This window comes from Streptomyces sp. BBFR25 (assembly GCF_044590125.1).
GTDB lineage: Bacteria > Actinomycetota > Actinomycetes > Streptomycetales > Streptomycetaceae > Streptomyces > Streptomyces canus_D.
On the sequence record NZ_CP172447.1, the window covers coordinates 5,749,990 to 5,766,428 of the forward strand.

The window sequence follows — 16,439 nt, forward strand, 5'->3', positions numbered from 1 at the left end:
GAGTGATCCCATGTCCGTGGGAGAGACCCCCATCACCATCGTCGGCAACCTCGCCGCTGACCCCGAGCTGAGGTTCACCCTGTCCGGTGCCGCGCTGGTCAAGTTCTCTGTTGCGTCCACCCCGCGCCGCTACGACAAGACCTCCGGGCAGTGGCAGGACGGCACCGCGATGTTCCTGCGCTGCACCGCGTGGCGAGACCTTGCCCAGCACATCGCCGAGAGCCTGACCAAGGGCATGCGCGTGGTCGTCACCGGCCGTCTGCGTCAGCACAACTGGCAGAACGACCAGGGCGAGAACCGCTCGATGCTCGGCCTGGAAGTCGACGACATCGGCCCCTCGCTCCAGTTCGCCACGGCCAAGGTCGCACGCGTCCAGCGCAACGGCGCCGCCTCCGGCCCGGCCACCGACGCATGGAACACCGCTGCCCCCGCCTCCGGCGGATGGGGCGCGCCCGCTTCGGCCGGTGCTCCGGCTGCGGGCAACGAGCCGCCGTTCTAGACACGCCCGGGGCGGGCGCCTCTCACCACAAGACCGCGCCCGCCCCGGCTCCCTTGTCCCTTCGACAGAACAGGAGAACCTCCAGCATGCCTCAACTGGACGGCCCTGCCCAGCTCACCGCGGCGCTTGACGCAGCGTCGCGCGGCTGGCACGTCTTTCCCCTCATCACCGGCGCCAAGCGCCCCGCCGTCCGCGACTGGGAGACCCGCGCCACCACCGATCAAGAACGCATCACCCGGTGCTGGACACACGCCCCCTACAACGTCGGCATCGCCACCGGCCCCTCCGGACTCATCGTCATCGACCTCGACACCCCCAAGGGCCCGGACGACACCCCGCCGGCCGAATGGGCCGCGCACGGCGTCACCGACGGCGCCGACGTGCTCGCCCTGCTCTGCGAGCGCCACAGCAAGCCCTTCCCCGCCGGCACGTACACGGTCCGCACCTGGAGCGGCGGCACGCACCTGTACTTCGCCGCCCCCGAGGGCGAGCCGCTGCGCAACACCGCCGGAGACAGCGCCCGCGGGCTCGGCTGGAAGGTCGACACCCGCGCCGTCGGCGGGCTCGTCGTCGGCGCGGGCAGCACCTTCGGCGGACGTCCTTACACAGTCGCCCACCACGGCCCTGTAGCACCGCTGCCGGGCTGGCTCGCCGAGCGGCTGCGCCCGGCACCGCTGCCCCCGCAGCGGCCGGTCACGGTCCCGCTCACGGCCCGCGACCGGCGCGGCAAGTTCCTGAACGCCGCAGTCAACGGCGAGTTGGCCCGCGTCACCGGCTCCGGCGAGCACCAACACAACAACGCGCTCTACATCGCCTCCGTCGCCCTCGGTCAATTGGTTGCCGGGGGAGAGCTAGACGCGTACGAGGTGACAGAGAAGCTCATCGAAGCGGCACTTAGCGTCGGCCAGAGCGAGCGCGAAGCCCGCCGCACCATCGCCTCCGGTCTGCGCGCCGGAGCCCACCGCCCCAGGCAGGTTGCGGCATGAGTACCAACCCCATCCCACCGCTGCACCTGTACTCCGTTCCCAGCGACCCCGAGGCGACTCCGCGCGAGTTGCCGAAGCGGGAGCGCCCCCGCACCGCATGGACCGCCGATCAGCTCATGGCCGCGGACTTCCCGGAACCGAAGTGGGCCGTGCCCGGCATCCTCGCTGAGGGCGTGACCCTGCTCGCCGGCCCGCCCAAGGTTGGAAAGTCCTGGCTGTCCCTCGGTCTGGCCCTAGCGGTCGCGGCCGGCGGGCATGCCTTCGACTCCGTGCCCGTGCAAGGCGGCCCGGTCCTCTACCTCGCTTTGGAGGACACCCCCCGCCGTCTCCAGACCCGTATGCGCAAGATCTTGGGAGGACAGGCGGCCCCGGCCGGGCTGACTCTGGTCACCGAGTGCCCTTCCTTCCCCCAGGGGGGTAGTGATGCCATCGCCAACTGGCTGGAGCGCAACCCGGACGCGCGCATAGTCGTCATCGACGTGTTCGCCAAGATGCGCGGTCCCGCACCGCAGGGCGTGTCCGCGTACGACGCGGATTACGTCGCCGTCGGCTACGCCAAGCGGATCGCCGACTACTACGGCATCGCCGTGGTACTGGTCCACCACGTCCGCAAGGCAGCCTCGGAGGACTTCCTCACGGAGGTGTCCGGCACCAACGGCATCGCCGGAGCGGCAGACGCCACGCTTGTGCTGAAACGGGCGCGCGGTCAGGCGGACGGCATCCTGCACGTCACGGGACGCGACGTCGACGAAGCCGAATACGCCCTGAAGTTCCAAGCAGCCTCCGGCGCCTGGCAGATGCTCGATGGACCGGTCTCGGACCACACCATTGGCGACACCCGCGCATCGATCCTGCGGTACGTCAGGGAGAACCCCGGCGTGCGCCCGAGGGAAATCGTCGCCGCGCTGCCGGATATCGATGCGGACACCGTGCGCCGGTACTGCTCCCGGATGGCAGAAGCGGGACAGCTCACTAAGGGCGCAGGCGGCCGCTACTACCCGGACACTCCACCCCCGGAGGTGTCCCAGGTGTCCGACTGTCCGACTGTCCCATCTGACCTGCACGAACAGACCGGACACCTTCAAGACCCCGGTGTCCGACTGTCCGACTCTGCGTCCGCCGTCCAGCACGGAAGGAAGTGACTGTGGCTCGAGACGAGATGCTGAGCATCCCCCAGGTCATCGCCGAAATTGGCGTTCCACGCGCAACCTTTTACCGCTGGCGACAACTCAGGAAAGGGCCCAAGGCGATCAAGCTCCCGAACGGTGCCGTGCGCGTCCGCAGGTCGGATCTAGAGCGTTGGATCTCCAGCCTGGAGGAAACCGCGTGAACCGTCGCAGCAACCATCAGGATCCGGGCACCCCCCGCCGGGGGTGCCCGCCCGCGTCGGACGAACCCGTTCTCTCCACCGACGTACGCGTATGGAAGGTGAACAAGGTGCGGAGCAAGAGAGCTCCGTACCAGGTTCGTTGGACTGTGGCCGGCAAGGTGAAGTCGGCTAGCTTCGCCACTCTGGCACTCGCGGAGAGTCGTCGCTCCGAGTTGTGGCAGGCAATGCGCAGGGGCGAAGCGTTCGCCGTCGACAGCGGCTTGCCGGAGTCCGAACTCCGAGCTGCCGCCGCGAAAGAGAACGCGAAGCCCGACCTCTCATGGTGGGACTTCAGCCGTGAGTACATGGGAGTCCGCTGGCGCACGGCAGCCGCCAAGACCCGCGAGGGGCTGGCGGACAGCCTCGCTACCGCAGCGCTGGGCATGATGGCGGATAACCCGGGAGCGCCACACCTGGAAGACGTACGGCTCGCCGTGCGTTGGGCCGTCGTGCCTGCTCATAAGGACGAACAGCCCCCGCCGGCCCTGGAGAAAGTCTGTGCGTGGCTGGCGAACCACTCACTTTCCCTGTCCTCACTCAGAGACCCTAAGGTCGTTCGAGACGTTCACTACCGGCTGTCATTCAAACTGGATGACACCCCGGCGGCAGCGGACACGTACAAGCGTCGCCGTCGCGGATTCAACACGGCTATGGAGTATGCGATCCAGGAGGACTACCTAGACGAAAATCCGCTCGCTGGACTGAAGCGGCCCACTTCAAGTAAGAGCGACGCCGTGGACCCGCGGGTCTTGGTCAATGAGGTACAGGGAAGGCAACTGCTTACGGCAGTGTCGTATGTCGGCTCGGTGCACCGTAACCGGGGGAGGCGCCTTGTCGCGTTCTTCGCCTGCATCCTGTACGCAGCGATGCGACCGGCGGAAGTGGTCGGACTCCGGTTGTCGGACTGCCATCTCCCCGAGAATGGATGGGGAACCCTTACTCTCCGGGAGACCCGGCCGATCTCCGGAAGGAAATGGACCGACTCAGGCGAACGCCACGATAAGCGAGGGCTGAAGTCACGGGATCCCGGGACGGACCGGCCCGTACCGATTCCACCCGTATTAGTGGCGATGCTCCGAGCACATCTAACGGAGTTCGGCACCGCCAGGGATGGGCGACTGTTCTCCAACGAACGGGGAGAGCTGCTCGGTACCTCAAGCTACTGGCGGGTGTGGCAGGAAGCCAGACCGCTGGCGCTGCCACCCGACAAGGTGGAGTCACCACTGGCCCGGAAGCCGTACCACCTTCGTGCTACCTGCATCACGAACTGGCTTCGTGCCGGCCTTCCCGTTGCCGAAGTGGCGCGACGCGCCGGCAACTCGCCAGAGGTCATCCACCGCAGGTACGCGGGATGTATTGATGAGAGCGAGGCAGAGAATAACAAGAAGATCGAGCAGGCGATGGGGTGGAATAACAGAAACTAGCTGGTCAATGATTCTTCGTGGTGGGCATCGCATCAAGCGGTGCCCACCAGCGACGGTACACCAGAAAGCTGTGCTATCGCTATAGTGCAGATCGAGCAAGCCTCTTGCCCAAGGATAGGGTGAATTCTGCAGCTTCTCGGCCGCTCTTGGAAATTGAAAGAGGCGTGTAAGCCTGCACGCCGTCTGCGAATTCCCGAGAGCTCACATGCATTGCAAGGCCGCGAAGTTTTACGAGCTCCTGCAGTTTCGTATAGTCCTCTCCGCCTAACGCGAAAACCTCCGTGACTCCGGCGCTGCTGAGTGATTTGAATTTCTTCGGAGTCACGGAGATCCCGAGTGGGTGGAGTAGCTTCTCTACGTACTTCAGGCCGGCGCCGTTATTCCCTTTGATTAGGTTGTCGAAGTATACTCTTGCCCCCAAGTTGTCCCATGCCTGCATGAGACTGGCGCTATCCTTCCTTAGCGCCGAACGAGGTGGGATCAGCCCAAGATCCCCTACCCCATTCTTCAGTTGTGCCGAAAAGTACGCCACACAATTCAGCAGTACCGGATGAACGGAGTGTTTCTCGGTTTTCTCCCGAGAGTTCTTAAGGATCCCCTTAACCATTTCCTCTAGGGCGGACTCTGCTTCGGCATGCAGGAGGCCCACATAGGCCGCGCTGAAGTCCAAAGACTCCGGGTCCCAGGCTGTGATTTGGGCAATAGGGGTGATGAATCTACTTCTGAGGCACACCTCGCGTCGATCAACACGCTGCGCTATCCGCATGAGGTCACGGTTCTTCATTCCTCAGATTCCTCGACCGCCCAGTGAGAGCCCGCTCACTGCCGACTGGGTGAGCTTCTCGTCCAGGCCCGGCATTCCTAGCGCCGCAGTGAGTAGCTTGCCCCACTCCGTCACCCTGCCCCGAACGGCATCCTTAGTCTTGGTCGTGGACTGCAACCAGCGTGACTTCTCGGGATCTGCGTTCAATTGCTCGAACGCCTCGTAAACGGCGGCGCCCTTCTCGACAGCGGCGGCGCGGACCTCAGGGAACCTGAAGGAGAGAACCATCATGTCAAAAATGGTCCTATTGAAGCGTCCGATCGGTTCCCCCGCCTCGATACGCTGAAAGGCGGCGTCCTGGAAGATCTCGTATGTTGCCGAGATGGCGTGGTCGATCTCCGTTACAAGTTTTTGAATTTGCCCCTGGTTTGACGCCGTCCAGTTTTTGTTGAGAGTCTCAGTGGCTCGGTCAAGGAAGGTCTTGAGGTTCCCGTTGTAGCTTGAGAAGAAGCATGAGAATGCAACGGCGCGGAGAAGTAGTTCGGCATCACGGAGCCTGGAGTCGGCCTGGCTGATGTTGAGGATCTGTCGCAGGCCTTTGCTCTGCCCTGAACTCGCATCCAGGAAGTCGGTAAATTTTCCGGTGTAAAGGGAACGGCGGAGTTCGTGTGTGGATAGAGGCGTTACTTGAGTGTTTAGGCGATGAAAGACGAATTGCAACACCTCGCTCTTCGCCCAGTTTCGCATGACAACGGTGCGAATTGGGAGATTCTCGAATCGGGAGAATTCTGGAATCTCTCGCACGTCTGTGTACTTCAATTTATTGAGGTGCGGAAGGGTTTCGAGGCCCGTTAGAGCAAGTTTCTGTTCGACGGCAAACTTTTTGATGGCGCCAAGCCGCTGCTTCCCGTCGATTACTGCATATTGGAAATCGCTTCCCAATTCAGGCGGTAGTTCAGCCAGTGTGATTGGTGGGACCGGGCAGCCCAGCAGAAGTGACTCAATGTAGAGGGAAGATTTGCGATCCGTCCAGGCGGATCGGCGCTGAAATGGCGGATCAACGTCAAAGACTTCGCGCTGGATTTGATCCATGAGAGCCCCGGTCGTCCAGTCCGTCGTCCATACGACCGTCCGAGGGAGGTATTTCGCGACGACGGAACGCAGGTCGTCTTCTTCACCTTCCTCGTACCAGATATCAATGCCGTTTCCTTCAAGAGGGCTCACGGGCAATCCTTCCCTTGGGTCTTGCTGTGAAAGCTACACCTGCGCACGTGGGAACGTCCGCTTCTCGGTGACCACTACGGCGTCGGAAAGTCTAGGCGGGCCTAAGGCGCTTTGGATCGTTTCGAAGGAAGGCCGGGCGCGGGGGCGTTCGCCGATGGCTTAGGCATCGTGAGCAGGCGTCGGAGCCGCGTGCCCACGATGCACCCCGTCGCAGACCACGGGAGCTCCGTCCAAGCGCGGGCAGAGCGCGCATCAAGGGCTGAGGTCGAAGCCACTCCACTCGTCGCTCACTCGCGATCAGTGCGAACCAACGACAAAGAGCGGGACCCAGTGAGACTGGTTCCCGCTCTCTTCTGTCGGCATCCGCCCTGGTCAGCAGATGATTTCTGCTGTCCTTGGCGAGTGCCCCCGGCAGGATTCGAACCTGCGCACACGGCTCCGGAGGCCGTTGCTCTATCCCCTGAGCTACGGGGGCGTGTCCGTCGCGGTCGGTGTTGCTCGCGGCGACGGGTAGAACACTACCAGCTCGTCCGGGGTGGTCATGAACGGGTTTTGGCGGGTCGTGGCGGTGCCTGTGCGGGGCGTTGTCCCCCGCAGGGGGTGGAAGTGGGGAAAACCCGGACGCGGTGGCCGGTCCGGACCTACTCTCGAGTTGTGCCTAGGGCGTCCGGCCGGATTCTTGTTGTGGACGACAACAAGGTCATCCGGCAGCTGATCAGGGTCAACCTCGAGCTGGAGGGCTTCGAGGTCGTGACCGCGGGCGATGGTGTCGAGTGTCTGGAAGTCGTCCATCAGGTGCGGCCCGACGCCGTGACACTGGACGTGGTCATGCCCCGGCTGGACGGGCTCAGGACCGCCGCCCGGCTGCGTGCCGATCCGCGGACCCGGGACCTGCCGATCGCGATCGTCAGTGCCTGTACGCAGTACGAGGTCGACGCCGGGTTCGCCGCGGGGGCCGACGCCTTTCTGTCCAAGCCCTTCGAGCCGGCCGAGCTGATCCGTCTCGTACGGCAGTTGGTCGAGCGGAAGATCAGCGGGTCCGCCGTCCGAGGGGCGTCCGGGCCGGGCTCCGGAGCCGGAGCCTCGCCGTCGCCGGTGCCGGGGCTCGCCGGGGGAGAGTGAGCCGTCCGCGGCCCGCGTCCATATCCCGGGACTGACACATATCGGCTGGCCTCCCCACCCCCCTCCTCCCATACGCTTGTCCCGTGACCCCCGTCGAGCTCTCCCGCACCGTGCTGCACGCGGTGCGTCGCGCCGTCGACGCGGGGGAGCTGAGCGTGGCCGTGCCGACGCGTGCCGTGGTCACGCCGCCGGGGCCCGGCGGGTGCGGGGACTACGCCACCAACATCGCCCTCCAGCTGGCCCGGCCGGCCGGACAGCCGCCGCTCCGGGTCGCCGAGGTGCTGCGGCCCCACCTTCTCGGGGCCGACGGGATCACCGACGTCGTCCTCACCGGGCCGGGGTTCATCAACATCTCGCTCGACAGTGCCTCCTCCGCCATCGGGGTCGTCGGCGAGGTCCTGCGCCGCGGGGAGCGGTACGGGTACGCCGACCACGCTGACGGGCGCGTCGTGCAGCTGCACTGTCCGCACGAGCTGCGTGCCGTCGTCGTCGCTGAAGTATGCGCGCGGCTGCTGCGGTCCCAGGGGGCGCTGGTGCGGGTGACCGCCGAGGGGTTCGAGGACGCCTGGACCTCCGTCCTCGGGGTCCGAGTCGACGCCGTCGGTCACGCCCCCGCCGAGCTGCCCGTCAACGTCCGACCCGTCCCCGCCCTCGAGTCCGCCGACCCGATGTCCCTCGGCCGGGACGCCGGACGCTGGGCCCTGCTCCACCCCGCGGCCCACGACCGGCCCCGGGTCGGCAGCGAGCACTTGGTCCAACGCGAGAGCAACCCCCTCTTCCGCGTGCGGTACGCGCACGCCCGTGCCCGTGCCGCCGCTCGCAACGCCGCCGACCTCGGGTTCACCGCCGCACCAGGCCCCCTCGGCGAGAGCGCCGAGGAGGACCTCCTCGCCGCCCTCGCCGACCACCCCCGCGTCCTCGCCGCCGCCGCGGACCACCGCGCCCCCGACCGGCTCGCCCGGCATCTCGTCACCGTCGCCGACGCCGCGCTGCCGTTCCTGCCCACCGTGCTGCCGCGCGGCGGGGAGAAACCCTCGGCCGCCCACCGTGCCCGGCTGGCGCTCGCCGAAGCCGTCGGGGCGGTGCTGGCCGGCGGCCTGGCCCTCCTCGGCATCGACGCACCCGACCACCTCTGAGAGAGCACAGAAGACGCCATGAGCCGTTCCGCACACCCCGCCGGGCCCCGTCACGCCGATGTCCTGCCGGAGGGGCACTACACCGCCCCGGCGGAGGACCTGAACGCCCTCGATCCCAAGGTCTGGGCCCACACCGTCGGGCGGGACGCGGACGGCGTCGTCACCGTCGGCGGGATCACCGTCACGCAGCTCGCCGAGGAGTACGGCACCCCCGCCTACATCCTCGACGAGGCCGACTTCCGGGACCGGGCGCGGGCCTGGCGCACCGCCTTCGGGACCGACGCCGACGTCTTCTACGCCGGGAAGGCCTTCCTGTCCCGTGCCGTCGTGCGGTGGCTGGACGAGGAGGGGCTCAACCTCGACGTGTGTTCCGGCGGGGAGCTGGCCACCGCCCTCGCCGCCGGGATGCCCGCCGAGCGGATCGCCTTCCACGGCAACAACAAGTCCCCGGAGGAGATCGAGCGCGCCGTCCGCGCCGGGGTCGGGCGGATCGTGCTCGACTCGTTCCAGGAGATCGTGCGGGTCGCGCACCTCGCGCAGTCCCTCGGCAAGCGGCAGCGGGTGCAGATCCGGATCACCGTCGGGGTCGAGGCGCACACGCACGAGTTCATCGCCACCGCCCACGAGGACCAGAAGTTCGGGATTCCGCTGGCCGGGGGGCAGGCGGCGGAAGCGGTGCGTCGGGCGCTCCAGCTGGACGGGCTCGAGGTCATCGGGATCCACTCGCACATCGGTTCGCAGATCTTCGACATGTCGGGCTTCGAGGTCGCCGCGCACCGGGTCGTGGGGCTGCTCAAGGACATCCGGGACGAGCACGGGGTCGAACTGCCCGAGATCGACCTCGGGGGCGGGCTCGGGATCGCGTACACCAGTGACGACGATCCCCGCGAGCCGCACGAGATCGCCAAGGCGCTCACCGAGATCGTGACGAGGGAGTGCGAGTCCGCCCGGCTCGCCACCCCCCGTATCTCCGTCGAGCCCGGGCGCGCCATCGTGGGGCCCACCGCCTTCACGCTGTACGAGGTCGGCACCGTCAAGCCGCTCGACGGGCTGCGGACGTACGTCTCCGTGGACGGCGGGATGTCGGACAACATCCGCACCGCGCTCTACGACGCCGAGTACAGCGTCGCGCTCGTCTCCCGCACCTCGGACGCCGAGCCGATGCTCGTGCGCGTCGTCGGCAAGCACTGCGAGAGCGGGGACATCGTGGTCAAGGACGCGTTCCTGCCGGGGGACCTGGCACCGGGTGACCTGATCGCCGTACCGGCGACGGGGGCGTACTGCCGTTCCATGGCCAGCAACTACAACCACGTGCTGCGTCCGCCGGTCGTCTCCGTGCGGGACGGCGCGGCGCGGGTCATCGTGCGGCGGGAGACCGAGGAGGACCTGCTGCGGCTCGACGTGGGGTGACGCCCCGCGGCGGCGGAGCCCCGCGGGTGAAGATCTTGCGGCCCGCGACCCCTCCGAAAATGAAATAAACGTCTCACGATCCGGACGAAAGGCAGAAAATCCCGTCCGGTGCGTGAGACTGGTCCAACCGTAGACGGTAAGAGGAAACGAGGTCGGATGATGCGTACGCGTCCGCTGAAGGTGGCGCTGCTGGGCTGTGGAGTGGTCGGCTCAGAGGTGGCGCGCATCATGACGACGCACGCCGCCGACCTCGCCGCCCGGATCGGGGCCCCGGTGGAGCTCGCGGGGGTCGCCGTACGGCGGCCCGACAAGGTGCGGGAAGGGATCGACCCGGCCCTGGTGACCACGGACGCCACCGCCCTCGTCAAGCGCGGGGACATCGACGTCGTCGTCGAGGTCATCGGCGGGATCGAGCCCGCGCGGACGCTCATCACCACCGCCTTCGCGCACGGCGCCTCCGTGGTCTCCGCCAACAAGGCGCTCATCGCCCAGGACGGCGCCTCGCTGCACGCCGCCGCCGACGAGCACGGCAAGGACCTCTACTACGAGGCCGCCGTCGCCGGTGCCATCCCGCTGATCCGGCCGCTGCGCGAGTCGCTGGCCGGCGACAAGGTCAACCGAGTGCTCGGCATCGTCAACGGGACGACCAACTTCATCCTCGACGCCATGGACAGCACGGGGGCCGGGTACCAGGAGGCGCTCGACGAGGCCACCGCCCTCGGGTACGCCGAGGCCGACCCGACCGCCGACGTCGAGGGCTTCGACGCCGCCGCCAAGGCCGCCATCCTCGCCGGGATCGCCTTCCACACGCGCGTGCGCCTCGACGACGTCTACCGCGAGGGCATGACCGAGGTCACCGCAGCCGACTTCGCCTCCGCCAGGGAGATGGGCTGCACCATCAAGCTGCTCGCCATCTGCGAGCGGGCCGCGGACGGGGGATCGGTCACCGCGCGCGTGCATCCCGCGATGATCCCGCTCAGCCATCCGCTGGCCAACGTGCGCGAGGCGTACAACGCCGTGTTCGTGGAGTCCGAGGCCGCCGGGCAGCTCATGTTCTACGGGCCCGGCGCCGGCGGCTCGCCGACCGCGTCCGCCGTGCTCGGCGACCTCGTCGCCGTCTGCCGCAACCGGATCGGCGGTGCCACCGGACCCGGTGAGTCCGCGTACGCCGCGCTCCCCGTGTCGCCGATGGGCGACGTCGTCACGCGCTACCACATCAGCCTCGACGTGGCCGACAAACCGGGCGTGCTCGCCCAGGTCGCGACCGTGTTCGCGGAGCACGGTGTCTCCATCGACACCGTGCGGCAGTCCGGCAAGGACGGCGAGGCATCCCTCGTCGTCGTCACCCATCGCGCGTCCGACGCCGCCCTCGGCGGTACGGTCGAGGCGCTGCGCAAGCTCGACACCGTGCGGGGTGTCGCCAGCATCATGCGGGTTGAAGGAGAGTAACCAGCAATGACCCACCAGTGGCGCGGAATCATCGAGGAGTACCGGGACCGGCTGCCCGTCTCCGACAGCACGCCCGTCGTGACGCTCCGTGAGGGCGGCACCCCGCTCGTGCCCGCGCAGGTGCTCTCCGAGCGCACGGGCTGCGAGGTCCACCTCAAGGTCGAGGGGGCGAACCCGACCGGGTCCTTCAAGGACCGCGGCATGACCATGGCCATCAGCAAGGCGAAGGAGGAGGGCGCGCAGGCCGTCATCTGCGCCTCCACGGGCAACACCTCCGCCTCCGCCGCCGCCTACGGTGTGCGCGCGGGCATGGTCTCCGCCGTGCTGGTGCCGCAGGGCAAGATCGCGCTCGGCAAGATGGGCCAGGCCCTCGTGCACGGCGCGAAGATCCTCCAGGTCGACGGCAACTTCGACGACTGCCTCACGCTCGCCCGCGCGCTCAGCGACAACTACCCCGTGGCGCTGGTCAATTCGGTCAACCCGGTGCGTATCGAGGGGCAGAAGACGGCCGCCTTCGAGATCGTGGACATGCTCGGCGACGCGCCCGACATCCACGTCCTCCCGGTGGGCAACGCGGGCAACATCACCGCGTACTGGAAGGGGTACCAGGAGTACGCCGCCGACAAGGTCAGCACGAAGCGGCCCCGCATGTGGGGGTTCCAGGCCTCCGGCAGCGCCCCGATCGTGCGCGGCGAGGTCGTCAAGGACCCGTCGACCATCGCCACCGCCATCCGGATCGGCAACCCCGCCTCGTGGGACTTCGCGCTCGCCGCGCGGGACGAGTCGGGCGGCGCCATCGACGAGGTGACGGACCGTGAGATCCTGCGCGCCTACCGGCTGTTGGCCTCCCAGGAGGGTGTCTTCGTGGAGCCCGCGTCCGCCGCGTCGGTGGCCGGTCTGCTGAAGGCGGCCGAGCAGGGCAAGGTCGACCCGGGGCAGCGCATCGTGTGCACCGTCACCGGCAACGGGCTCAAGGACCCGGACTGGGCCGTCGCGGGTGCCCCGCAGCCGGTCACCGTCCCGGTCGACGCGGCGACCGCGGCCGAGCGGCTCGGCCTGGTCTGAGCGCCCTGGTCTGAGCGGCCCGGCCTGGTCCGGGACGCCGCGCCGGTGCGACACGACCGGCGCAAGAGGGCGTAAGCGACGCCCGGCCGGGAAGGCCACCGACAGGGGGTGCACGGGGGGCTTACGACACGCATCGTGCGCCTCCTGTGCGCCCTATGTCGCCACAGAACCTTCCTTCGATAGGCTGTACCTAACCCGCCTGCCGCATATGCCGCGGTGCCGCGCCGTCCCCGCGTCGCGCCCAGGGTTCGGTACGTCACCGTCATCGAATGTCATTCGACAGTCACGCCAGTTCTCGACAGTCACGCAGCTCAAGGAGAGTCATCGAGCGATGGCCGGTCCAGCCTTCCGCGCCGCCGCCGTCAGGGTGCGCGTCCCCGCCACCAGCGCCAATCTCGGTCCGGGCTTCGACGCCCTCGGCCTAGCGCTGGGTCTCTACGACGACGTGGTCGTCCGGGTGGCCGACTCCGGGCTGCACATCGACATCGCGGGTGAGGGCAGCGAGACCCTCCCGCGCGACGAGAAGCACCTCCTCGTCCGCTCCCTGCGCACCGCCTTCGACCTGCTCGGCGGACAGCCGCGCGGCCTGGAGATCGTCTGCGCCAACCGCATCCCGCACGGCCGCGGCCTCGGTTCCTCCTCCGCCGCCATCTGCGCCGGCATCGTCGCCGCGCGCGCGGTGACCATAGGCGGCGAGGCCCGCCTCGACGACGCCGCGGTGCTCGACCTCGCCACCGAGATCGAGGGCCACCCCGACAACGTGGCGGCCTGTCTGCTGGGCGGTTTCACCCTGTCCTGGATGGATTCCGGCGCCGCTCGGGCGATCAGGATGGAGCCCGCCGATTCCATCGTTCCGGTGGTTTTCGTGCCCGGGAAGCCGGTGCTGACCCAGACCGCGCGCGGACTGCTCCCGCGCAGCGTCCCGCACGTCGACGCCGCCGCCAACGCCGGCCGCGCCGCGCTGCTCGTCGAGGCCCTCACCCGGCGCCCCGAGCTGCTGCTGCCGGCCACCGAGGACCGCCTGCACCAGGAGTACCGCGCGCCGGCCATGCCGGAGAGCGCGGCGCTGGTGGAACGGCTGCGTGGTGACGGCATCCCCGCGGTGATCTCGGGTGCCGGACCCACGGTGATGGCACTGGCCGACGCCGACACGGCCGACAAGGTCGAGGCGCTGGCCGGTACGGACTGGGCGGCCAACCGGCTCGACCTGGACCAGCAGGGCGCGAGCGTCCTGCCTCTGGCGACCGCCAGTGACACCTGACGCGGACGGTTGCCGGATTTCGAGAGGGGGAATGTTTGTTGGATCCGGTAGTGTTAATCTCAAGTCTGCACCCGACCCCACCATGGCGAGGTGCCTCGTGTCCCCGTCCGGGACAGACATTCTTCCGGGAGCCCCCCAAGCCGCATTGTGCAGTGGACGTCGTACGTGATCAGTACGGCCGACACGGGCACTGAGCGGCCCGCCAGAGGGGGTTACCCCCTCTGGGGGAGTTTCGGAACCGGTGCGACCACGCCGCCTGACACAGACACCGGGTGCCACGGCTAGGGGAAGCGCCATCACCAGATATCTCTTCCGCCGTTCAGGCGGACCACCGCCCCGGCACGGTTCGCACAGCAAGGACCGAAGCCGGACAGCACAACCGGTCGCCGAGCCAGACAGGCCGACGTCCGCTCCAGGGAAGGACCCTTCGTGAGCGACACCACCGATCTGATGGGCGCACGTGTCGAGGAGACCGCTGCCGCGCCCGCCACGGACGCCTCCGCGCCTGCCACCGGTGCCGGCTCCCGGCGGCGCCGCGGTACCGGCCTCGAGGGCATGGTGCTGGCCGAGCTGCAGCAGGTCGCATCCGGCCTCGGCATCAGGGGCACCGCGCGGATGCGCAAGAGCCAGCTGATCGAGGTCATCAAGGAGGCGCAGGCCGCGGGGGGAGCCCCCGCCAAGGCCGCGCCCGCCGCGGACACCGCCGGCGAGACCAAGCCGAAGCGCCGCAGCACCTCCCGGACCCGTACGGGCGACGAGGCCCCCGCCGAGAAGGCGGGGAGCGCGGAGAAGGCCGGCAAGGCCGACAAGAAGGCGGACAAGGCGGCCGCCGACAAGGCCGCCCAGCAGCAGATCGAGATTCCCGGTCAGCCGTCCCCCAAGGTCAACGCCTCGGCCGAGCAGGCCGCCCCCGCCGACGACGCCCCCTCCGAGCGCCGTCGTCGCCGGGCCACCGCCGACGCGGGCAGCCCGTCCGGCGGCACCGACACGGTCGCCGTCGAGACCCGCGCCGAGCCGAAGGCCGACGCGTCGGCCACGCAGCAGACGCAGGGCCACCAGCAGGGCCAGGGCGACGCCCGATCCGACGGCGAGGGCGGCGAGGGCCGCCGTCGCGACCGCCGTGAGCGCGGCGACCGCGGCGACCGCGGCGAGCGTGGCGACCGTGGCGGCCGCGACCGGCGCAGCAAGGGCGACGACCAGCAGAGCCAGGGCGGCGGACGCCAGGACCGTCAGCAGCAGGGCGGCGGCGGACGCCAGGACCGCCAGCAGCACGACGACGGTTACGACGACGACGGCAGCGGCCGTCGCGGCCGCCGCGGACGCTACCGGGACCGCCGGGGCCGTCGCGGGCGCGACGACATCCAGCAGGAGCCGCAGATCAATGAGGACGACGTCCTCATCCCGGTCGCCGGCATCCTCGACATCCTCGACAACTACGCGTTCATCCGGACCTCCGGCTACCTGCCCGGTCCCAACGACGTGTACGTCTCCCTCGCCCAGGTCCGCAAGAACGGCCTGCGCAAGGGCGACCACCTCACCGGTGCCGTGCGCCAGCCCAAGGAGGGCGAGCGCCGCGAGAAGTTCAACGCGCTGGTGCGCCTGGACTCCGTCAACGGCATGGCGCCCGAACACGGCCGCGGTCGGCCGGAGTTCAACAAGCTGACGCCGCTGTACCCGCAGGACCGACTGCGTCTGGAGACGGACCCGGGCGTCCTCACCACCCGCATCATCGACCTGGTCGCGCCGATCGGTAAGGGGCAGCGCGGTCTGATCGTGGCCCCGCCGAAGACCGGCAAGACCATGATCATGCAGGCGATCGCCAACGCGATCACGCACAACAACCCCGAGTGCCACCTGATGGTCGTCCTGGTCGACGAGCGTCCGGAAGAGGTCACCGACATGCAGCGGTCGGTGAAGGGCGAGGTCATCTCCTCGACCTTCGACCGCCCCGCCGAGGACCACACCACGGTCGCGGAGCTGGCCATCGAGCGCGCCAAGCGCCTGGTGGAGCTGGGTCACGACGTCGTCGTGCTGCTCGACTCGATCACCCGTCTGGGCCGTGCGTACAACCTCGCCGCCCCGGCCTCCGGCCGCATCCTGTCCGGTGGTGTCGACTCGACCGCCCTGTACCCGCCGAAGCGCTTCTTCGGTGCGGCCCGCAACATCGAGGACGGCGGTTCGCTGACCATCCTCGCCACCGCGCTGGTGGACACCGGGTCCCGCATGGACGAGGTCATCTTCGAGGAGTTCAAGGGCACCGGCAACGCCGAGCTGAAGCTCGACCGGAAGCTCGCCGACAAGCGCATCTTCCCCGCGGTGGACGTGGACGCGTCCGGCACCCGTAAGGAGGAGATCCTGCTCGGCAGCGACGAGCTGGCCATCACCTGGAAGCTGCGCCGGGTGCTGCACGCCCTCGACCAGCAGCAGGCGATCGAGCTGCTCCTCGACAAGATGAAGCAGACCAAGTCGAACGCCGAGTTCCTGATGCAGATCCAGAAGACGACGCCGACGCCCGGCAACGGCGACTGAGTCACCGCCGGTCCTCCCGATCGCAGTCCGAGGTCCCGCTTCGTCACACCGGTGACGGGGCGGGACTTTCGGCTTGCCGGGCTTGTAGGATCAGCGCACCGCAGTGGGGGGGAACGTATTTTCGGATACGCCCACAGGGTGATCGGCGATCCGTGCTGTCCGCACGCACGGACCCGTGCCCGCCGGGCGCTTCTCTCCTGCC

The 16,439-nt window shown here is 68.4% G+C and carries 14 protein-coding genes and 1 tRNA gene; 12 read left to right on the forward strand and 3 right to left on the reverse strand.

Annotated elements, in window-relative coordinates; all coding sequences use genetic code 11:
- Positions 1-10: 10 nt before the first annotated feature.
- The 5 genes from ssb (at position 11) to ACGH52_RS26420 (ending at position 4,278) form a co-directional block, all read left to right on the forward strand.
- On the forward strand, positions 11-499 hold the full coding sequence (gene ssb / locus ACGH52_RS26400; protein ID WP_399942896.1) for a single-stranded DNA-binding protein: 489 nt from the start codon (positions 11-13) through the stop codon (positions 497-499).
- Between the two features lie 86 nt (positions 500-585).
- A complete protein-coding gene (locus ACGH52_RS26405) occupies positions 586-1,485 on the forward strand; it encodes a bifunctional DNA primase/polymerase (RefSeq protein WP_399942898.1) in 900 nt (299 codons plus the stop codon).
- Entirely contained in the window at positions 1,482-2,627 is a 1,146-nt protein-coding gene (locus ACGH52_RS26410; protein WP_399942901.1) for an AAA family ATPase, read from the forward strand. The genes ACGH52_RS26405 and ACGH52_RS26410 overlap by 4 nt, the downstream gene beginning before the upstream one ends.
- On the forward strand, positions 2,624-2,815 hold the full coding sequence (locus tag ACGH52_RS26415; protein ID WP_399942904.1) for a helix-turn-helix transcriptional regulator: 192 nt from the start codon (positions 2,624-2,626) through the stop codon (positions 2,813-2,815). Before ACGH52_RS26410 ends, ACGH52_RS26415 begins: the two co-directional genes overlap by 4 nt.
- Complete coding sequence (locus ACGH52_RS26420; RefSeq protein WP_399942907.1) at positions 2,812-4,278, forward strand: tyrosine-type recombinase/integrase; 1,467 nt, start codon at positions 2,812-2,814, stop codon at positions 4,276-4,278. The genes ACGH52_RS26415 and ACGH52_RS26420 overlap by 4 nt, the downstream gene beginning before the upstream one ends.
- A gap of 79 nt (positions 4,279-4,357) precedes the next feature.
- On the opposite strand, the gene ACGH52_RS26425 is transcribed toward ACGH52_RS26420, so the two are convergent.
- The 3 genes from ACGH52_RS26425 to ACGH52_RS26435 form a co-directional block, all read right to left on the reverse strand.
- The gene (locus ACGH52_RS26425) at positions 4,358-5,062 is read right to left on the reverse strand and encodes a hypothetical protein (protein ID WP_399942910.1); all 705 of its coding nucleotides are present in this window, start codon (positions 5,060-5,062) and stop codon (positions 4,358-4,360) included.
- A 3-nt stretch (positions 5,063-5,065) separates the two neighbouring features.
- Positions 5,066-6,265 (reverse strand): DUF262 domain-containing protein, encoded by a 1,200-nt coding sequence (locus tag ACGH52_RS26430; protein WP_399942913.1) that lies wholly within the window; start codon positions 6,263-6,265, stop codon positions 5,066-5,068.
- A gap of 403 nt (positions 6,266-6,668) precedes the next feature.
- A tRNA-Arg gene (locus ACGH52_RS26435) sits at positions 6,669-6,740 on the reverse strand.
- Between the two features lie 179 nt (positions 6,741-6,919).
- On the opposite strand from ACGH52_RS26435, the gene ACGH52_RS26440 reads away from it, so the two are divergent.
- The 7 genes from ACGH52_RS26440 to rho all read left to right on the forward strand — a co-directional run bounded on the left by ACGH52_RS26440 (position 6,920) and on the right by rho (position 16,237).
- Complete coding sequence (locus tag ACGH52_RS26440; protein ID WP_399942915.1) at positions 6,920-7,387, forward strand: response regulator; 468 nt, start codon at positions 6,920-6,922, stop codon at positions 7,385-7,387.
- An 83-nt stretch (positions 7,388-7,470) separates the two neighbouring features.
- Complete coding sequence (nrtL, locus tag ACGH52_RS26445; protein WP_399942918.1) at positions 7,471-8,523, forward strand: ArgS-related anticodon-binding protein NrtL; 1,053 nt, start codon at positions 7,471-7,473, stop codon at positions 8,521-8,523.
- An 18-nt stretch (positions 8,524-8,541) separates the two neighbouring features.
- A complete protein-coding gene (lysA, locus tag ACGH52_RS26450) occupies positions 8,542-9,933 on the forward strand; it encodes a diaminopimelate decarboxylase (RefSeq protein ID WP_059301446.1) in 1,392 nt (463 codons plus the stop codon).
- Positions 9,934-10,089: 156 nt separating this feature from the next.
- Positions 10,090-11,382 (forward strand): homoserine dehydrogenase, encoded by a 1,293-nt coding sequence (locus ACGH52_RS26455; protein ID WP_076976345.1) that lies wholly within the window; start codon positions 10,090-10,092, stop codon positions 11,380-11,382.
- 6 nt (positions 11,383-11,388) lie between these two features.
- Positions 11,389-12,447, forward strand: coding sequence for a threonine synthase (gene thrC / locus ACGH52_RS26460; RefSeq protein ID WP_059301448.1), 1,059 nt, complete (start codon positions 11,389-11,391; stop codon positions 12,445-12,447).
- A 331-nt stretch (positions 12,448-12,778) separates the two neighbouring features.
- Entirely contained in the window at positions 12,779-13,708 is a 930-nt protein-coding gene (gene thrB / locus ACGH52_RS26465; protein ID WP_059301449.1) for a homoserine kinase, read from the forward strand.
- A gap of 429 nt (positions 13,709-14,137) precedes the next feature.
- Positions 14,138-16,237: a transcription termination factor Rho gene (gene rho, locus ACGH52_RS26470; RefSeq protein WP_210974659.1), complete on the forward strand. Its 2,100-nt coding sequence runs from the start codon at positions 14,138-14,140 to the stop codon at positions 16,235-16,237.
- Positions 16,238-16,439: the final 202 nt, after the last annotated feature.